This is a genomic window from Ancylothrix sp. D3o, from assembly GCF_025370775.1.
Classification (GTDB): domain Bacteria; phylum Cyanobacteriota; class Cyanobacteriia; order Cyanobacteriales; family Oscillatoriaceae; genus Ancylothrix.
The window spans coordinates 115,545-135,936 of sequence record NZ_JAMXEX010000006.1 but is presented as its reverse complement, the minus strand read 5'-3'; the positions used below and the strand labels follow the sequence as shown (position 1 = coordinate 135,936).

Below are 20,392 nucleotides of genomic sequence, written 5' to 3'. Positions count from 1 at the left end.
TATGCTGGTAATGCTACCCGCAATTGCGCTGATTTTATTAATTTTCCTGTTTTATAAAACTCAAAACTGCCGGCGAAAAGCTGTGCTAGATGCCGGTTTGGTGATGGGATTTTTAGTAACACTTTTTAGCGAAATTTTCAGCTTCTTTCACGGGTTAGGCAAACTTAGTTTAACCCTTGCTTGGTTGGGGGTGATTGTTGTTGCTGCTTATTGCCAATTTAAAACCAGCCGTTACACAAACGAAACCCGCCGGCCTGGTTTTTTTGAAAAGTTCTCCAGCCTAAAACCGGCAGATTCGATTTTGCTCTCAGGAATTGCCTTTTTTATTGGCGTAATTGGCATTATTGCTATTACTGCACCACCTAATAATTGGGATTCGATGACGTATCACATGAATCGCGTTGTCCACTGGATGCAAAATCACAGTGTCGAGCATTATCCGACTTACTATTTACCCCAATTATTTCATCCGCCTTGGTCAAGTTTTGCAATTTTGCATTTACAAATTTTAAGCGGATCAGATCGCTTTGCAAATCTGATTCAATGGCTATGTATGATTGGCAGTATGATTGCCGTTTCTTTGATTGCAAAACAACTCGGTGCCAACCAAAAAAGCCAAATTTTTGCGGCGGTATGTTGTGCAACAATTCCAATGGCAATCCTCCAAAGTTCCAGCACCCAAAATGATTTTGTTGTCACTTTTTGGCTAGTTTGTTTTGTTTTTTATACTCTTTTAATTGTTCAATCAGGAATCAATACACCTCGTTTGTGGGCCGTTTCCGCAAGTTTTGGGCTGGCAACTTTAACCAAAACAACCGCTTATTTCTATGCCTTGCCTTTCGCGGTTTGGCTTGTGGTTTGGGCTGTTCAAAACCACCGCTCAAAAATTTGGAAATTACTGCTGACTGCTATCCTGATAATACTGGCCTTGAATGTCAACCATTACCTGAGAAATTTTGAATTATTTGGCTCGATTCTGGGCGCACCGGCTGAGTATCAAAAAGAATATAAAATAGAAGTTTTAAGCTTGCCAACTTTTGCCTCTAACCTCCTCAGAAATCTCTCTCTTCATCTCGATATCGTCCGAAACTTAGGCTTACAACCGTTAATTACACCCATCACCGGCATCGCAGATAAACTCATTCGCATCATCCACACCGGCCTAGGGGTTAGTGTCAATGATCCCCGCACAACTTGGCCGCCAAATTCCTTTGCCGTTGCCGGTTTATCTTTTGATGAAAATACCGCAGGCAACCCGTTACATTTTCTTTTAATCTTAACAGCAACTTTCTTATGTTTCCAGATGAAAGTTTGGCAAAAAAACAAATTAATTTTTGCATACTTAGCGGCCCTAATTTCAGGCTTTTTAATTCTGTGCCTGTTGTTAAAATGGCAACCTTATCACAGCCGACATCATTTATTTTTATTCGTGAGTTTTTCTCCTTTTGTCGCTGTTGTCTTATCGAAAGCCCTCAGCAAACAAGTCTTATTTGCCCTTGCTCTCGGTTTACTTTTGTTTTCAAGCCCTTGGCTTTTTCTTAACAAAAGTCGCCCAATCATAGCCGCCAGCAATATCTTTAATACTCCTCGTCTTGAACAGTATTTTGCCACAAGACCTTGGGTGAAAGAGCCTTATATTCAAGCCGTGCAATTTGTGCAAAATCAAAGCTGTTACAACATTGGTTTTTCCCTCGAAGAAACTTCCTTTACCAGTACCACCGTTCCCTGGGAATATCCTTTTTGGGCAATTGCAAGAGAAAATAGCCAAAATCTCACCAAAATTGAGCATTTTAAACTAAAAAATTCCTCCGCCGTTCTCTTAGAAAAATCTCCCCACCCTCAGTTTCAGCCTTGTGCTATCATAGCCTTTGAACCCGAAAACAGTCCCCTCCAAAACCGACCCACCTTTACTGCAAAAAAAATGACCTTTCAACGAAAATGGTCACTTTCGCCTCTAACCGTTTATCTGAAATAAAACTGATTATGAATTCTGTTAATGCTATTTTAAATCGCGCCTTAGCTGGAATTGATATTTCCCCCGAAGAAGCAGTCATTCTCCTAGCTCAAAAAGACCCCGAACCAATTTCTGCAATTCAGCAAACCGCCGATCAACTCCGCCAAAAACAAGCAGGAGATACCGTAACTTATGTGCTGAATCGCAATATAAATTTTACCAATATTTGCGAACAACATTGCAGTTTTTGTGCCTTTCGGCGCGATGCAGAAGAAGAGGGCGCTTTTTGGTTAGATTTTGGCAAAATTTTGGAAAAAACCGCCGGTGCTGTTGCCGAGAATGCTACCGAAATTTGTATGCAAGGCGGGTTAAATACTGAGGCAAAAATCGGGGGCAGTTCTTTACAGTTTTATGTGCAGTTAGTCGAAACAATCAAAAAAGAATTTCCCCACCTTCACCTCCACGCTTTTTCGCCGCAAGAAGTGCAATTTATCGCCAGAGAAGATAACTTAAGCTATGCAGAAGTGATTGCAACTTTGCGAGATGCCGGTGTAGGTTCTATGCCAGGAACCGCCGCAGAAGTATTAGTTGATGAAGTGCGGCGAGTTATTTGCCCAGAAAAAATTAATAGCGCAACGTGGTTAGAAATTGTCGGTACTGCTCATCAACTTGGTTTACCCACAACCAGCACCATGCTTTGCGGACATATCGAAACTCCCCCGCAACAAATCCAGCATTTAAACTTGTTGCGAGAATTGCAAAAAAAAGCAGTCGAAAAACAATATCCTGCCAAAATAACAGAATTTATTTTATTGCCTTTTGTGGGAGCAATGGCACCGGCACCATTGCGGCGGAGAGTTGGCAGAGATCAGCCGGTTTTATCGGATACTTTGCTTTTAACCGCAGTAAGTAGAATTTTCCTCGGAAATTGGATTTCTAACCATCAACCAAGTTGGGTAAAATTGGGATTGGCCGGTGCCGTTGAAGCGCTTAACTGGGGGTGTAATGATATTGGTGGAACGCTGATGGAAGAACACATTACCACAATGGCAGGAGCCGTTGGCGGAACTTGCAAAACTCCCCAAGAATTACGCGGTGCAATTGAATCTTTAAACCGGCCCCATCGGCAGCGAGACACCCTTTATAATTCGATTGGGCATTTTTTAAGTTATTCTGGTAAATTGGCAACTGCACCGGCTTCTTCACACTGACAAACGGCGATGTTTGACAAAATAAAAACACAAGTAAAAACCGCAATTGAGAAAAAACCGCAATCGGCTCGCTTACTCACCGCAGGGGGCGTAGTTTTGCTGATAGGAGGCTCGCTGGCAACCTTCTGGCTGATTTTGCAAAACAGCCAACTAGGTAATGCTCCTGCCGGTTCTGCGGTGGTGCCGCCGAATACTGCCTTTGCAGTTTCGCTGACAGCAGATAGCAATCAGTGGCAAAAATTAAGGCAATTTGGCACACCAGAAAGTCGAGCATTGCTAGACGAACAAGTGAACCAGTGGCGCACTCAACTTTTCACAGAAAAAGGTTACGATTACGAAAAAGATATTCAGCCTTGGGTGGGGCGCGAAGTGATGCTGGCTTGGGTGACTCCGCAAACTTCAGGCGGTGCCGATCAACCCCTATTAATGGTGTTGCCGGTGAGCAATGGAACTCGCGCCAAACAGTGGTTTAATAACTCTTCAAAAGCCCCCACAGAACGGACTTATAAAGAGGTAAAAATCAAAGAAAATACAGGGGGAGCAAATAACTTTTCCATCGCCCTTTTAGATGAGAAATATGGGCTGATTAGCAATGATGCCAAAGCAATAGATCAAGCCATAGATAGTTACAAAAGCGGCGAATCCATTGCCAAAACGCCGGGGTATTCTCAAGCTTTGGGTAAAATAGAAAATAACGGCTCAATTGCTCGTTTCTTTGTGAATATGCCGGCGGCTAAGCAGCTTGCCTTGATGAATTCTGTTCGCCCCATTGCCCCGCAAAATTTAGACAAATTACAACTACAAGGAATCGCCAGTAATATTAGCTTAGAACCGGAAGGATTGCGTTTTCAAGGCGTGTCTTGGTTGAAGCCAGATAGCGACAAAAAAAACATTGTTGAAAATAAGTCCAAAAGCATGAGTGCCAAAGTGCCGGCCAATAGTTTAATGATGATTTCTGGCACAAATTTACAGCGTTTTTGGCAAGATTATGCAGAAAATGCCGATGAAAACCCCCTCGCACCCATGAGTCCGCAATGGTTAAAAAATGGCATTGCTTCCAGCACCGGCCTGAATTTAGAAAAAGATTTACTCTCGTGGATGTCGGGAGAATTTTCTTTATCATTAATTCCTGATCCTGCCAAAACTAACCCGCAATTTCCAACAAGTTTGGTGTTAATGGTGCAATCAAATGATCGCAGGGCGGGTGAGCAAACCCTCAAAAAACTCGATAAAGTGATGAGTGACAAATATCGCTATAAAGTCGAGGAAACTAAAGTTAATGATCAATTTGTAACAAATTGGACATCCCAATATGGAGGCATCACCCTCAGTCACGGTTGGTTAAATGGAAACGTGGCATTTTTAAGCTTGGGGGCGCGAGTTGCAAAGAGTTTTAATCCCCGCCCCCAAAGCCCTTTAGCCGCTTCTGAAACCTTCCAAAAAGCGATGAAATCGGAGTTAGAAAACCCAGGCGGGCAGTTTTTTATTAACCTCGAACAAATCATCGGTAATAAGCAGTTTTTCTTTCCGCAACTTCCGCCTTTTCCTCAAACAGTAGCCGGTGCTATTCGCACGATTGGTTTTACAAGTACAGTGGTTAATGACCGTAGTACAAAGTTTGATATTTTGGTACAAATGAAACAAGAAAGTCAGCCGACTGTTTCCCCAACTCCCACCAATAAACCCCAGCCTTCCCCCTCTCCGCAGAAAAAATAAATTATGACTCCAACCAAACTACCATTGCCGCGTTTTTTACGTTTCAAGGGTCATTCAAGCCTTTCGATGATAATGATGTGGGTGGGAATTGCCATCACTTTGTTATTTGTTTTGATTGCCTTTTTAGCGCCGGTTTTTCAATCTTGGGGATGGGTACAAAACCCGAAAGAATTTTTAAATAATCCTGTCCACGAAGCCCCCTCTCTTAGTTATTTGTTTGGCACAAGTCGCCAAGGCTACGATGTTTTTTCTCGAACATTATTCGGGTCACAAGTGGCATGGCAAGTTGTTATTTTGGCAACAGCTTTAAGCTTATTAATCGGCGTTCCTTTGGGGCTACTAAGCGGATATTTGGGGGGCCGGCTTGACAGAATCTTGCTGTTTTTCATGGATACCATTTACACCTTGCCCGGACTTTTACTCTCAATCACGCTGGCGTTTGTTGTTGGTCGGGGAATTTTTAATGCCGCCATTGCTTTGAGCATTTCTTATATTCCTCAATACTACCGCGTCGTGCGAAATCATACCGTCAGTGTCAAAACTGAATTGTTTATTGAAGCCGCCCAAGCAATGGGCGCATCTACTTGGGAAGTTCTCTCAAAATATCTGTTTTTAAATGTCATTCAAAGTGTGCCGGTTTTGTTTACTCTTAATGCAGCCGATGCGATTTTAACGCTGGGCGGTTTAGGATTTCTCGGCTTAGGTTTACCCGAAGAAACAGCAGAATGGGGACATGATTTGCGGCAAGCTTTAGAAGCATTACCCACCGGCATTTGGTGGACAACTTTATTCCCTGGTTTAGCCCTAACTTTAATGGTAGTCGGATTATCTTTGTTAGGTGAAGGATTAAACGAATTTGTCAACCCCAAATTCCGGCAGTAGGGCAATCTTCTTTGAATTAATAACAGCAAATTCGATACCAAAAAATAACCTATCTGTGGAGCAGGCATCTTGCCTGCTTTACATCTGGGGTCATGTTGCAGTTAAAAAAATAACCCCCGAAATCGGACATGATATATTAAACCGGCCTACCCTCCTTTATGAGTAAAAAATCATCAATTTATCCGCTTATTCAACCTATCCCAGAAGGTGAAAAACGACCGTTTTGGTCTGTAATGATTCCTACTTATAATCCTTCAGAATTTTTAGCAGAAACCCTCGAAAGTATTTTATCCCAAGATCCCGGCATTGAAGAAATGCAAATTGAGGTGGTTGATGATTGTTCAACTCAAAATACTGCCGAAAAAATTGTTAAGGAAATTGGCAAAGGAAGAGTAAATTTTTATCGGCATCCTCACAACCTTGGCATCAGCGGTAATTGGACAAGCTGCATCCAACGCGCTAAGGGTTATTGGGTGCATATTTTACATCAAGATGACCGAATTTTGCCCGGATTTTATAGCCGATTTCGTCAGGTTATCCAACAACAACCAACCCTTAATACTGCCTTTTGCCGCAATATTTATATGGATGAATTGGGCAACTGGCAATATCTTTCTAATTTGGAAAGTTACCAGGCCGGTTTTTTATCTGAAGGGTTAAATAAAATTCTTGTTTCTTGTGCAATGATGTGTCCGGCGGTGGTGGTTCGGCGCAGCGTTTATGAAAGTTTAGGTGGCTTTCATCCCGACTTAAAATATGCCTTAGATTGGGATATGTGGAAGCGCATTAGCGCCCATAATCAGCTTTGGTATGAACCGGAACCCCTCGCCTGTTATCGCATTCATCCAACTTCTACCAGCAACCGCTTGATTCGCACCGGCGAAAATATTTCGGAGTTATTCAAATCTATCGAAATCACTCAAGAGTTTCTACCCGATTTTTTTGCCGATGAGTTATTACAACAAGCCAAAGAATACCAAGCAATGTTTGCTTTTCACCTCGCCCAAGGTTTACTTGCTAACAATGAAATACCGGCAGCAATTGCTCAAATTCGTGAAGCTTTAAAAGGCTGTCAATCTGCCCAAGTTTTAAAAGCATTTGCCGAGGTTTTAAATAAACCTGAATCAAGCCAATTATTACCAGGTTTAGCTCAATTATTTGTTAATGCTGACACCGAGCAATTTTTGCTTCCCCCATCTTTACCCGAAGGCATTTTTTTAAAAGACATTAACTTAATTATTTTTCCTGATTGGAATCAACCAGAAGAACTGTTATGCGAAGAATTAAGCGCTGTTTTTCAACAGATTCTCAGCCATCCTGATAAAAATCAGATCGCTTTACTGGTGTACACAGGCTCTTTTCCCCAGGAAGATGCGACATTAATCTTATCAGGAATTATGATGAATTTGTTCATGGAATACAATCTGGAAGAAACCGATGCGCCAGAAATTAATTTAATTGATGATAGCCTTTCTCCCCAACAATGGCAGGTATTATTACCTCAAATTAAAGGTCAAATTGCTTTACAAAATGAAACGATTAACAAAGCGCTTGCTGCCGGTGTACCGTGTTATCAGTTAAACAATCTCAACAATATTCGGTTTTTGCCTTAGTTAATGCAAACTATAAGTTAGATTTCCAAAAAAATGTTATAATTACTAACAATTCTCCTAAATTTATATGGACGCTCATTTCCCCAACACCGGCAATCTTGAAGAAGCCGAAAAAACCTATCAAAAAATTTTGCAAACCGAACCAACAAGCCCTGAAGCTTTGCAAAATTTAGCCGTGATTTATTATCTGACTCAGCGCTATCAAGAAGCTAAAGAGTTGCTGGTGAATGGCATTCAAGAAAACGCTCTGAATGCCAGAGGTTATTATACGCTGGGTTTGGTATTAGAAGAATTAGGTAATCCGGGGCTGGCGGCGCAAGCTTACAAAGATGCAATTGCCCTAGATGAAAGCTGGAGTGATGCTTATAACAATTTAGGAAATATTTATCTATCTGTCGGTAATATTGAACGCGCCGAAGAAATTTTCTGGCAGGGAATTCTAGCAGATCCCGATCAGTTTGGCAGTTATGTAAATATGGGAAATGTGCTTGTGCTGCGCTGCCAAATTGATGAGGCAATGGAGGCGTATGAAACCGCCTTGCAACTCAAACCAGGAGACGAGGAAATTTTGCAAAACCTGGAAATTGTTAGGGAGTTGAAAAAAGAGCCAGAGGAAGCCTTATTATATGCAGGAAATTACTTTTATAAACATCAAAGATATCAAGAAACAATTGAAATTTTTACAAAATTTTTAGAACACCAAAAAGGCGAAGAAAATTTATACGAAGCCTTAGCACAGAGCTATCAAAAACTCGAAGAATATGAAAAAGCCATAAAAACTTACCAAAAAGCGATTAGACTTTACCCCAAAGTTGCTGAATTGTATCTTGGGTTAATAGGAGTTTTAGGCGAAACCGGCAACCCCCACGAAGTAATAGAAATTGCCGAAACCGCGTCAAAAATTTTTCCTAAACAAATTTTGTTTAAATTTATCTATCACTTAACCTTGCCGATTATTTATAATAACTACCAAGAAATTGAATATTACCGCACTCGATATAGCGAAGAATTAACAAACTTCATCAAAAAAACGCCCTTAAAAACCGAAGAAGATAAGCAAAATGCCTTAGCAGGAATTAGCCAACATTCCAACTTTTTTTTAGCTGCCCAAGGTTATAATGACCTCGACTTACAAAAACAATACGGTAACTGGGTACATCAAATTGTTGCAGGCAATTACCCCCAATGGGTACAACCTAGAAAAATGCCGCCCGTAGGCGAAAATGGCAAAATTCGCATAGGGTATGTTTCCGGTTGTTTTTGGGGGCATACTGTTGGAAAACTAAGCCTTGGATGGGTGCGCCATCACAACCCAGAAAAGTTTGAAATTTATTGCTATTATTTAAACACGCGCCGCGATGAATATACCGAAACCTTCAAAAAACACAGCCATAAATTCTCAGAAAATTTTACAGATATCGAAACACTTGCTCAAGAAATTTTAGCCGATAACCTGCATATTTTAACCTATATTGATATTGGACAACAAGCTCAAATAACTCCTCTAGCAGCGATGAGACTTGCGCCGGTGCAGTGTACAACGTGGGCGCATCCAGAAACCTCCGGTTTGCCAACTATTGATTACTTTTTATCAAGCGAATTAATGGAGCCGGCAAACCCACAACAACATTATTCAGAACAAGTAGTTTTACTGCCAAACCTTGGTATTTCCTACGCAAAACCGGTTCTCCCCCAACCCACAAAAACCCGTGCAGACTTTCAACTCCGTAACGATGGGGTTGTCTATCTTTGCTGCCAAACATTCCATAAATACTTACCTCAATATGACGGAGTATTTGCAGCTATTGCCCAGCGAGTCCCCCAAGCCCAATTTGTATTTATAGCCCGCCCCAACACCGCTATAGCCGAACGATTTAAACAACGAATCAAACGCGCTTTTGCTAACTATAACCTCAACGCTGATAATTATTGTGTAATCTTACCCAAACTCAATCAAGATGATTACTGGAATTTGAATTTAATTTCTAATATTTATTTAGACAGTTTTGGCTGGTCTGGCGGACACACAACCCTAGAAGCTTTAGCCTGTAATTTGCCGGTTGTCACCTATCCAGGGGAACTAATGCGAGGCAGACATTCCTACGGAATTTTAAAAAGGCTCAACCTAACTTCCCTGATCGCCAAAGAAAAAGCCGACTACATAGAAATCGCCGTCCGTTTAGGTACCGATACCCTCTGGAAAAATAACATCCTTGAACGCCTAAAAACTAACGAAAACCTCCTTTGGGATGATTTAAAACCGATTAAAACCTTAGAAAAATTTTATGAACGTTTGGTTACCAACTAAAACCAAACGATCTCCAAAACAAATAACCTATCTGCGTCCATCTGCGTTAATCTGCGGTTCAAAAAACCCTCTTTTTCTTTCCCCTATTTTTTCCTTTACAACTTCCCTGTCACAAAAAAAAGTAGAATAAACAAAAAGCATATCAAATAACCATGAAAAAGAAAGAAGTCATAGGCATCGATTTAGGCGGAAGTGCAATCAAAATAGGCCGTTTTGATCACAGCGGAACTTGTCACCAAAACCTCAGCATTCCCACCCCTCATCCGGCCACTCCTAACGCCGTTTTTCAAGTCATGGCAGAGGCCATTTCCCAACTAGATCCCCAGCAAGAATGCGTCGCCATTGGTGTCGGGACTCCGGGGCCGGTGGATGCAAAGGGACGCATTGCCAAAGTCGCCATTAATCTCGCCGACTGGCACAATGTACCCCTTGCCGACTGGCTGGAAAAAAACACCGGCCGGCCTGTGATCTTAGCCAACGATGCCAACTGTGCCGGCCTTGGCGAAGCTTGGTTAGGGGCCGGTCGGCATTTTCAAAATTTAATCATGCTCACATTAGGTACAGGTGTTGGCGGCGCAATTATACTTAATGGGAAGTTATTCACCGGCCACACCGGCGCCGCTGGAGAACTTGGTTTAATCACAATTGACCTATATGGTGCAGAATGTCACAGCGGCAATAGGGGATCTTTAGAGCAGCACGTTTCTGTCCAAGCCATTCGCCGCCGCACCAGCACAGAACCGGCGGAACTCGGCCACGCAGCGAAAGCCGGCAACCGCCAAGCATTAGAATTTTGGGAAACCTATGGCCATCAATTAGGGGCCGGTTTAGCAAGTTTAATTTATGTTTTAACACCCGAAGCGATTATTTTAGGCGGCGGAGTTGCGGCGAGTGCAGAATTTTTCTTACCGGCAACAATGGGAGAAATTGAGCGCCGAGTTATCCCAGAATGCCGGTCAGATTTGCAAATTTTAACCGCCGAATTAGGTAACACTGCCGGTATGGTAGGCGCGGCTAAATTAGCGTGGCAGCTAATAAATCATTAGTCAAAAAAAACACTAAGATAAGCACTGTGATCCTGCGCCTGCCCCCAGTGACTAATGGCTAATGACAAACCCCGTCGTTTTTTCAATGTAATCCAAAACTTTTTGATAAGATTCTGGGTCACTTTGCTGAGTTACAACGAGGGGTTCGCCATTCGGTAAATAAATAGTTACACGGCCATTCCAAGAAAGAGAAAAAGCAGCTAAGCGCTCCAGATCGATGACGTGGGTTTGTTTATCCCGTTCGTAATTAATTTTGATCCAGTACGCCACAAAACCCCCTCATCTTTCGGTAGCGGTGCTATCATTCCCTTAAAATACTTCCGCCGTTAATTGACGTACTGGCTCAGGTTGCAATTGCTGGAGGCCAGCTTCGATAAACCCCTGAAACAGAGGGTGTGGCGAGTTGGGGCAAGATTGAAATTCTGGGTGAAATTGCGTGGCAATAAAAAATGGATGGTCGCGCAATTCAATAATTTCTACCAAACGCCCGTCCGGTGAAGTTCCACTGATAGCAAAGCCGCTTTCTAAGAATAAATTGCGGTAAGCATTGTTGAATTCATAACGGTGCCGGTGGCGTTCATAAACCACTTCTTGTTGATACATTTTAAACGCCAAACTATCTGGTGCAACGCGGCAAGGATATAAACCTAAACGCATTGTTCCCCCCAGATCCACCACATCATGTTGTTCTGGCAATAAGTTAATGACAGGATTTGTTGTATGCGGGTCAAATTCCGCACTATTTGCATCTTTTAAACCGCCAATATGCCGTGCCCATTCTATTACTGAACACTGCATACCTAAACATAATCCCAAGAAGGGAATTTTGTTGTGACGAGCGTATTCAATCGCAGCTATTTTTCCATCAACACCGCGAATGCCAAAACCCCCCGGAACGAGAATTCCTTGCACGCCTTCCAAATATGTTTGAGCACCGTTTGTTTCGATGTCTTCTGAGTTTACCCAACGCAAACTTAGCTCACATCCGGCGGCAATGCCAGCGTGACGCAAAGCTTCAACAACGGATAAGTAAGCGTCGTTTAATCTCACATATTTACCAACAATGGCAATTTCAACGCGCTCGCCGCCTTGATACAAACGTTCTACTAAAGTTTGCCACTGGCTGAGATCCGGCTGCCGCTGTTCTAAATTCAGCAACTCTAGCACTTGTTGTGCGAGTCCTTCTCGTTCCAGAGTTAGGGGTACTTCGTATATGCTGCTGGCATCTCGCGCCGTAATCACACATTCGGGAGGCACATCACAAAATTCTGAGAGTTTATCTTTCATTCCCGGTTGCAGAGGCCGGTCAGACCGGCACACTAATATATCCGGTTGAATGCCAATTGAACGCAATTCTTTAACTGAGTGTTGCGTTGGTTTTGTTTTCATTTCACCGGCTGCGGGAATCCAAGGAAGCAAAGTAACGTGCATATATAACACATTATTTCGCCCCACATCTTTACGAAATTGACGAATTGCTTCCAAAAAAGGCAGCGATTCAATATCACCAACTGTGCCACCAATTTCGGTAATAACTACATCAGGATTAGTGTTTTTTGCAACACGCCGGATGCGTTCTTTTATTTCATTGGTGATATGAGGAATCACCTGTACCGTTCCGCCTTGATAATCACCGCGACGTTCTTTATTAATTACTGCTTGATAGATACTGCCGGTGGTAACACTATTTAAACGCGACATAGAAGTTTCTGTAAAACGCTCATAGTGTCCCAAATCAAGGTCAGTTTCGGCGCCATCTTGCGTCACAAAAACTTCACCATGTTGAAACGGACTCATGGTGCCCGGATCGACATTTATATAAGGATCAAGCTTCAAAATTGAAACCGAATAATCCCTTGATTTCAGCAGCCGGCCCAAAGAAGCCGCAACAATTCCTTTACCAATACTGGAGACAACTCCGCCGGTGACAAACACAAATTTCGTCATAAAATTCTTTTGACCTAACAATTCTACGCCCTACGCCTGCTCTCAATTGTGCCACAGTCGGTTACAGTTTGCAGCCGCCTAACTTGGATGCTGTGACCGGCACAAAGCGACACATCTGGTGATTGGCAAACAACCATGACTCTCTATTGCAGAGGTTTTCTGACGTTATTATTAATTTTACCCTCTGCCGGGAGAATTTGCTCAAAAAAATTTATAATAAAAATTTTCTGACAGACTTTTTTACTGTCTCTCCTTTTTTTACCTACGGCCCAGTATTGTTACATTCTTGCCTATCCCCCATTTTTATGATTGTGCGGATTACTGCTATATTGGCAGGAAAGATTTTAGCTAAGGTGTTTAAAGGTTACGCCATGAAAAAAATTCTAGGATTGGCTTTAATTGGTTCTATGATCAGCGTTTCTTCGGCTCATGCTCAACAAGGTTTATTTGTGGCCTATCCCTCCCCAAATCACACAACCAATTCGGATCGAATTTTTTTAATTGGCAGTGCACCCCCAGGCGGAGAAGTGCTAGTAAACAATCAAAAAATAGAGCGCAGTCCGGGGGGTCATTTTGCCCCAACTTTTCCCTTAAAAATGGGCGAAAATTTGTTTAGTTTGCGCTATCAAAATCAAGAATTACAAATCAAAGTAACGCGAGAATCGACTTTGCCGGTGATGCCGGTGGGATTAGCATTTGCCAAAGATTCTTTAACTCCCGCCGTTGATATTTATCGGAAACCAGGGGAATTAATTTGTTTTGGTGCAGTTGCACCGGCCAACGCCCAAGTTTCTGTGCAATTAGCCGGTCAAAGTATCCCCCTTTTCCCCACCCAAAAAGTCGAACTTCCCCCCAATTCTGCTGTTTTAACCGACACAAATCAACCCACCACCACAGCAGGAAAATATCAAGGTTGCGCCAGCGCTTCCGCCCCCGGAAATTTAGGTAAACCTCAATTCCAATTAACATTAAACGGCCAAACAATTACCCAAAGTGCACCCGGAAACGTAACAATATTATCACCGGCAGAAATAGAAATTGCCGAGGTAACAGTTGATAGCGGTGTAGCCAGAACCGGCCCCAGCACTGATCATTCTCGCCTCACCCCCTTACCCAAAGGAACACAGGCAATTATTACCGGACGCGAGGGAGAATGGTTGCGTTTAGATTATGGTGGATGGATAAAAAGTGGAGAAACGCGAATTTTTAAAGCAGCAGTTCCACCAAAATCAATTATTCGCAGTGTCACATCACGTCCGGTAGCTGGGGGGATGGAAATATTATTTCCTTTACAAGTAGCTGTGCCGGTTTCTGTACAGCAGGGAACGAATACATTTAGCCTAACTTTATACAACACAACGGCTCAAACTGATACCATTCGGTTTGATGATAACCCCTTGATTTCTCGCCTCGATTGGCAACAATTAGCACCCGAACAAGTGCAGTACGTTTTTAACTTAAAATCCGCGCAACAATGGGGATATAAACTAGAATATCGCGGCACAACATTGGTGCTAACCTTGCGAACTGCACCGGCCACAAATAATCCCAATCAACCGCTATCTGGCATGACAATTATGCTTGATCCGGGGCATGGCGGGCCAGAAGATTCGGGGGCGCGGGGGCCGAATGGTTATCCTGAAAAAGAAGTAACTTTAATTGTCTCCAAACTATTGCGAGAAGAGTTAATTAAACGTGGCGCAACTGTTTTAATGACGAGGGAAGGGGATATCGATTTGTTACCCGGAGATCGGGCAACGATGATTAATAAACAAGAGCCAAATTTGGCTTTGAGTATTCATTATAACGCCTTGCCGGATAACGGTGATGCGATGAATACAAAAGGCGTGGGGATGTTTTGGTATCATACTCAAGCACACAGTTTAGCCGTGTTTTTGCAGAATTATTTGGTGGAAAAATTAGGCCGGCCTTCCTATGGAGTGTTTTGGAATAATTTAGCCTTAACTCGACCTGCTGTAGCGCCTTCTTTGTTGTTGGAATTGGGCTTTATGATTAACCCTTATGAGTTTGAATGGATTACCAATTCTGAAGAACAGAAAAAATTAGCCGTTGCGTTGGCGGATGGCATTGTTGAATGGGTTGCAGAAAGCCGGTAAAACTGTAGGGTAGCCATTGCCCACCGGCCTCGACATGGTGGGCAGAACATCGCCCTACGGCTTCCAAACCGGCAATTTATCCACTTCTTTTACCGTTAATTGCACATAGGTAATATCAGGGGATTTAGCAACATCTTCGCCAAAATAACCTTGGGGCCCATCATGGCCGTGTGGGCCGCTAATTTGCTCAGTATATTTGCCTTGGCGTCGCGCCATATTAAAAGGAGAACCGACCACCCAAGACCAACGAGAAGCAAAAACAATAGCACCAATATTGTCAATAGGATCGCGTTTTCCTTTTAAATGATAAACATGATTTGCAGATTCAAATCCATGATTTCCATCAAAAACTCCACCAATGGAAATAACCGTAATTTCGGAACTTAACCACTGTTTTAAATAAGTCGCCGCCCCCAAAGAAACTTGGACACCACCACTTGTACCAACCAACAGAATTTTAATCGGTTGTTTCGGGTTTTCAGGAACGGGATTTTCGTCATTCATTCGCTCAATAATTGCGCTGGCAATGCCTTGATTATAAACCGGCCCATAACGAGAGTCGGCAGAAATTGCAAACCGCCAAAGATTACGAATTTTAATTAAAATATCGGCTCCTCCCAGCCAGCCGGTGGCATCATTTGCAAACTGCCAAAACTGAGCTAAAGGTCTTCCACCGCCTAAACTTCTATTCGCCGCAGAATAGGGAAAAACATCAGAAACCGCTACACAATTGGGGTGAAGCTGAACTAAACGAGCTAAAAAATAGGTTTCGCCTGGTGTTAATTCATCGGCAGAAAAATCACCCACTCCAGGCAGAAAAATAATATAACAAGTTTTGTCTTTATCACCGGCTTTTTGTGGCGCTGGTGTTGTTTTGCTACTGGGTGGTAATAAATTTTTAGGCCGGTTTTTTCGCAGTCCTAAAGACTCTGCACCTTCCCCCAACCACCACACCAATGTTCCCACCGGCGAAGTGATTCCCCACACCAGCAAAATCACCAAGCCGATCCCCAACAGATTTAACGTTCCACCCCGCAGCCACCCAAGCAGCCGGCCAATTAATTGCAGCATTTAACTTAATTTAAACTATGCAGGTTCGTAGTATTCTATCAAAGTTATCAGCTATTGCAACCTCCGAGGAACCCATGAAAGACAAACCCATAAAAACCAATTTTAAAACCACACTTTGGAACGCACTTATTTTGAATGCCGATTTTTATGAAGCGGCTAGGAACACTCCCAAAAATCAACGCATTGCCCGAACAATTGTAATTTTAGCCGCTTTTTCTCACGTTTTGGGAAGTGCTATTATTTTGTTAATAAATCTTGCTCAACCTTTTATTCTTTTTTTGGCCCTGGTATTGGATGGGCTTAGCGTTATCGGGGGTTACTATTTTTGGACATTTAGCATTAATTTAATCGGTGATAAGCTTAAACCCAATCATGTCTCTTACCAAGATTTATTAATTCCGATTGGCTTTGCTTATGCGCCGCAAGTATTAAATTTTTTAACGGTGATTCCTTTATTGGGCCGGCCTATAGAATTAATTTTATCAGTTTGGAGTTTGCTTGCAGTTATTGTGGCTGTTCGGCAAGGTTTAGATATTAAAACTCGTTTGGCGGCTTTTATTTGTTTAGTGGGGTGGCCGGTGATTCAATTAGCTATCGGTTTTGTGCAAGTTTTTGAGCAAGAATTGGTGAAAAGGTTTTAATTATTTACGTTTTTTGGCAATTTTACACTTTCTTTTATCTTGGCGCTCTTCTCCATCCATTTTGAATTGCTTCTGCTTCCGTGCAAAACCACCGCTCTCCACGACTCAAATCAATAACAGTGTTTCCATAATCCTCCATCCCAGGAACGTGATAAAGTTTATTACCGCTGCTTTGGGAAATATTACCCTTGATAATACAAGCGGGTTTTACTACAGATTGAATCGGAGCGAATTGTCTAAGAAATGTATTGAATTGAAAATTCCGAAGTTGAGTAAAAATAATTCCCAAAATAGCGAGCGTAGCTATGCCACTAAGATAAGAAGATTTGGGAAACAACTTGTCATTTTTCCTTTTATGCTTTCGCGCTGCCGGTTCAGAAACAACCCCTTGAATAGAAGCATTACAAGCGCGAACTTTACCATGATCCGCAGTGGCTAACTCATAAAAAATAACATCCCCCACTCGCGGACGACGAGCCGATCCTTTTAGGGCGCTGATATGTATAAAAACCTCTGCCTTTCCCCTATCGGGTTTGATGAAACCGAAACCTTTATCATCTTTCCATGAAGTTAAAATACCCCGCTGTTTTCGATTCTCCATAAAGCCTCCATTGAGCGACCGGCCTTAATTTTCTCTAAATCATAATCTAGCAATTTTAAATCTGCCCGCAGGATATCCCAACCCGATGCTTTATTTCAGCATAAATTTAATTTGGGTGGAGTTTGAACCCCACCCAAAAAACCACATATTAAACAGCAGAAGCAACGGCGTAAGGACTCGTTAACTGTTCAAGTTGTTTCACCAACAAACTCAGGAACAAACCAACATCAGTTACCACACCAGTTGACTCCACAGAACCGCGATCACTGAGCTTTGTAACCACAGCAGGGTTAATATCAACACAGACCATTTTTACCCCACTTGGCGTCATATTTCCCACACCAATTGAGTGCAACATGGAAGACAACATCAAAATCATATCAGCACCGCCAATCAAGCGGCTGTACTCTTCCTGTGCCTTAATCAAATCCATCTGCGTATCCGGTAGCGGGCCATCATCCCGAATCGAACCGGCCAGCGAAAAAGGTATATTGTTCTTCACACATTCATACATTACACCTTTTGTGAGAAGACCTTGCTCAACAGCCTTAGCTATACTTCCATAGCGGCGAATTGTATTAATCGTCTTGAGATGGTGCCGGTGGCCACCGCGAACCGCTACCCCGCGCTTCATATCCACGCCGAGAGACGTTCCCATCATCGACTGCTCCATATCATGCACCGCAATCGCATTACCGCCGAGCAACGCCTGCACATATCCCTCACGAATCAACCATGACAGATGTTCTGCACCGCCGGTATGTATAACAACCGGCCCAGCAGTCACAACAACTTTACCGCCGCGATCCCGAATTTGGCGCAACTCCCACGCCACCTGATCCACAACTAACTCAACGCGGCGCTCGCTGGACACCCCAGACGACATAAACGTGAATTCCTGAGTATTTCGCTGTTCACGCGATTCTTTTTTGCGAACCGTGCGAATGCCAACCACATCCACCACCACCTGCTCACCAACTTTGAGATCACGAAGTAATTTACAGGTAGCCACCGGCGTTTGTCCCTCGTAGGTAATCGCAATTGCCCCATCCATACGCTGATAGCGCACCCGCACCCACTGACCATTTACCCTTACTTCCGTTGGATAAATCGTTGTAACGTAAAAATCATCAGGCCCAACGCCGTCCATTTCCACCGGCTCCAGGTTGGCGTCGCGTTCTTCTTCTGGCAGCGCCACCGCACCTAAATCGATCAATTGTGCGACGATTTCCTCCATCACATCGTGAGAAGGAGCCGATACTTTTACCTCAGCCGAGGATGTACTTTGGCGCTGTTCACCCAAGTTAAAATTCAACACTTGGAAACTGCCGCCACACTCCATCACACGGTCGAGAGCACGGCTAATTAAACCAGAGTCAAGCAAATGACCTTCCATGCGAATGACGCGACTTTCCACCGGCACATTTGCCTGCCTTTCTTCGCGCACCGGCTCTGTGACTCGCAGCGTCAAACACTTCGACGCACCCCCCGCTTTTAAAAACTCCGTCAGCGGCGTTTCAAGCACTTGAAAACCAACGGCTTGCAAGCGATCTCTTAGATCCTGACTTGCTTTATTCATAATCACAATTTCGTCAACATTCACCGCATTGCAAGCAAAGTTAACGGCATCAGCTTCAGAAATTGCAATTCGTTTTTCAGGCGGCACACGCATTTCGATAATGCGGTTGGAATAGAAATCAAAAGCCGGGGGAAAATACAACAAATAACCGCCGGCCAAAGGACAAAAACAAGTATCAAGGTGATAGAAACGCGGATCTACCAACTGTAAAGAAACTACCTCAATATTGAGCCATTTGGCAATATAAGGATGCGAATCTAATTCTGAGCGAAAACCATAACCGGCCCACAACCAGCGGCCTTCCCGATCTAAAAGCGCATCCCCAGCACCTTCAAACGGCAAATCTTTCGGCAATTCATAAACATTATAACCTTGCGATTCAAACCATTCTTTAAAATGCGGTTCTTCGCCTTGCCGTTCTGGATGATAAAACCGCGATAAAACAACATTTTTACCCAAAACCAGGCCGGCATTTGCCGTAAATACCATATCCGGCCAGCCTTTTTGTGGGGGAACTAAATCTACAATTGCATGATTTTTAAGGGTGTGGTAAAGCTTTTGCCACTGCTCAACAGCGCGATCCCGCGAGGATTTATGAATATTGCCCTCCATCCAAGGATTAATCACATAATCCACATCGTAATGATCAGGAGAACACATCAGGTAGCGAATCGAATCCGTCATAATGAAACCAAGTTATAAGGAAACAAACTTTTATTAAACTGTGCATTATTCCCAGCAGCCACCGGCCCCTTCTTTAAAAAGCCGCGCATTTTATTCTGGCTGGTTGATTGCAGACAGTCCAATTTTTTATCCTAACACGCTGTTGTCTGCTAATTCTGTTTTTTACCTTACATTTTAGAGTTTCCTGTTTTCAATTTTAAATCCCGCTTCTTTTTTTGCCTTTCTATCGTTTTGAAATAAAGCAACTGAACCGCAAATTTTTTTGTTAATTTCTGGTTATTGTCAATTTTGACTGGTAGCGGGTGGGGGTCTTTTGTCATAAAACCTTAACATAATTGCCAAAAAAAAACCAGTCCTGCCGGTAGCCCTTCAACCTTGGGGGTAAGTTGAAAGATTTTCTAAAAGTTTTTTATAAACGATTTCTACATCTGTAAAATAGCGTTTTTCATCTGCATCCACTCCGACAAAAAATAAATGCAAACAAGCCAAACTACACTCTTCTGAGTCTACTTGATCTTCATCCACCCACAACCGCACACAACTACCCGGAATTTGAGCATTAGTTTGTTCTGCTAAGTTCAAGAAAAGCTTTTTAATTTTTTGGTATTCATTGTCATTGCGGGGGATAACTCCCACATATCTTTGTCGCATTACTGCATCAGCGGTGGAAAAATGACCTTGACAACTTGAATAAGTAATGCAGTTAAATTTTAAAATGAGAATGGTTGCAAGTTCTCTTATCCCTGCTTCCAGCGAACGTTTAAACTTGCGATGATAACGGGTAAAAATTGGCGAATTAAAACAAGCTGTTGTACCATCGGTGTTAATGTGTCCCTCGGCACTTTCTCGGATGATTTCGCCTTCTTTTTCTTCCACAAAAGGATCATCCCACGAGGCGATAAATTCCTTGATTCCGCTTAAATAAGTTGGCATATTTTAAAAAAAGCTGATTTTCAGCCGGCGACACCCTGATAATAAGTTTACCCAATTTTGGGGCCGGTTTAACATTTTTAACAGAACTG

The 20,392-nt window shown here is 42.8% G+C and carries 15 protein-coding genes; 9 read left to right on the top strand and 6 right to left on the bottom strand.

Annotation, left to right across the window (positions count from 1 at the left end; genetic code table 11):
• Position 1 precedes the first annotated feature (1 nt).
• The 7 genes from NG798_RS13500 (at position 2) to NG798_RS13470 (ending at position 10,730) form a co-directional block, all read left to right on the top strand.
• Positions 2–1,975 carry a glycosyltransferase family 39 protein gene (locus tag NG798_RS13500; protein ID WP_261223602.1) on the top strand — a complete coding sequence of 658 codons (1,974 nt, stop codon included), beginning with the start codon at positions 2–4 and terminating at the stop codon, positions 1,973–1,975.
• An 8-nt stretch (positions 1,976–1,983) separates the two neighbouring features.
• Positions 1,984–3,165, top strand: a complete 1,182-nt coding sequence (gene cofH, locus NG798_RS13495) for a 7,8-didemethyl-8-hydroxy-5-deazariboflavin synthase subunit CofH (RefSeq protein WP_261223600.1) — start codon at positions 1,984–1,986, stop codon at positions 3,163–3,165.
• Positions 3,166–3,174: 9 nt separating this feature from the next.
• Positions 3,175–4,881, top strand: coding sequence for a DUF3352 domain-containing protein (locus NG798_RS13490; RefSeq protein WP_261223598.1), 1,707 nt, complete (start codon positions 3,175–3,177; stop codon positions 4,879–4,881).
• Positions 4,882–4,884: 3 nt separating this feature from the next.
• Entirely contained in the window at positions 4,885–5,763 is an 879-nt protein-coding gene (locus NG798_RS13485) for an ABC transporter permease (RefSeq protein ID WP_261223597.1), read from the top strand.
• A gap of 158 nt (positions 5,764–5,921) precedes the next feature.
• A complete protein-coding gene (locus NG798_RS13480) occupies positions 5,922–7,376 on the top strand; it encodes a glycosyltransferase (RefSeq protein WP_261223595.1) in 1,455 nt (484 codons plus the stop codon).
• A gap of 67 nt (positions 7,377–7,443) precedes the next feature.
• The gene (locus NG798_RS13475) at positions 7,444–9,684 is read left to right on the top strand and encodes a tetratricopeptide repeat protein (RefSeq protein WP_261223593.1); all 2,241 of its coding nucleotides are present in this window, start codon (positions 7,444–7,446) and stop codon (positions 9,682–9,684) included.
• Positions 9,685–9,836: 152 nt separating this feature from the next.
• Positions 9,837–10,730 carry an ROK family protein gene (locus NG798_RS13470; RefSeq protein WP_261223591.1) on the top strand — a complete coding sequence of 298 codons (894 nt, stop codon included), beginning with the start codon at positions 9,837–9,839 and terminating at the stop codon, positions 10,728–10,730.
• Between the two features lie 51 nt (positions 10,731–10,781).
• Here NG798_RS13470 and NG798_RS13465 read toward each other — a convergent pair whose 3' ends face one another.
• Positions 10,782–11,000 (bottom strand): hypothetical protein, encoded by a 219-nt coding sequence (locus NG798_RS13465; RefSeq protein WP_261223589.1) that lies wholly within the window; start codon positions 10,998–11,000, stop codon positions 10,782–10,784.
• A 39-nt stretch (positions 11,001–11,039) separates the two neighbouring features.
• Complete coding sequence (locus NG798_RS13460) at positions 11,040–12,677, bottom strand: CTP synthase (RefSeq protein WP_261223587.1); 1,638 nt, start codon at positions 12,675–12,677, stop codon at positions 11,040–11,042.
• Between the two features lie 371 nt (positions 12,678–13,048).
• On the opposite strand from NG798_RS13460, the gene NG798_RS13455 reads away from it, so the two are divergent.
• Positions 13,049–14,794, top strand: coding sequence for an N-acetylmuramoyl-L-alanine amidase (locus tag NG798_RS13455; protein WP_261223585.1), 1,746 nt, complete (start codon positions 13,049–13,051; stop codon positions 14,792–14,794).
• Between the two features lie 54 nt (positions 14,795–14,848).
• Here NG798_RS13455 and NG798_RS13450 read toward each other — a convergent pair whose 3' ends face one another.
• The gene (locus tag NG798_RS13450) at positions 14,849–15,865 is read right to left on the bottom strand and encodes a hypothetical protein (RefSeq protein ID WP_261223583.1); all 1,017 of its coding nucleotides are present in this window, start codon (positions 15,863–15,865) and stop codon (positions 14,849–14,851) included.
• Between the two features lie 74 nt (positions 15,866–15,939).
• Between NG798_RS13450 and NG798_RS13445 the strand changes: the two genes are divergently transcribed.
• Positions 15,940–16,506 carry a YIP1 family protein gene (locus NG798_RS13445; protein ID WP_261223581.1) on the top strand — a complete coding sequence of 189 codons (567 nt, stop codon included), beginning with the start codon at positions 15,940–15,942 and terminating at the stop codon, positions 16,504–16,506.
• Between the two features lie 34 nt (positions 16,507–16,540).
• Here the strand turns inward: NG798_RS13445 and NG798_RS13440 are convergent, their stop codons facing one another.
• The 3 genes from NG798_RS13440 to NG798_RS13430 all read right to left on the bottom strand — a co-directional run bounded on the left by NG798_RS13440 (position 16,541) and on the right by NG798_RS13430 (position 20,303).
• A complete protein-coding gene (locus tag NG798_RS13440; protein ID WP_261223579.1) occupies positions 16,541–17,107 on the bottom strand; it encodes a cold shock domain-containing protein in 567 nt (188 codons plus the stop codon).
• A 148-nt stretch (positions 17,108–17,255) separates the two neighbouring features.
• The gene (locus tag NG798_RS13435; protein WP_261223578.1) at positions 17,256–19,370 is read right to left on the bottom strand and encodes a TIGR00300 family protein; all 2,115 of its coding nucleotides are present in this window, start codon (positions 19,368–19,370) and stop codon (positions 17,256–17,258) included.
• Between the two features lie 369 nt (positions 19,371–19,739).
• Entirely contained in the window at positions 19,740–20,303 is a 564-nt protein-coding gene (locus NG798_RS13430) for a hypothetical protein (protein WP_261223576.1), read from the bottom strand.
• Positions 20,304–20,392 lie beyond the last annotated feature (89 nt).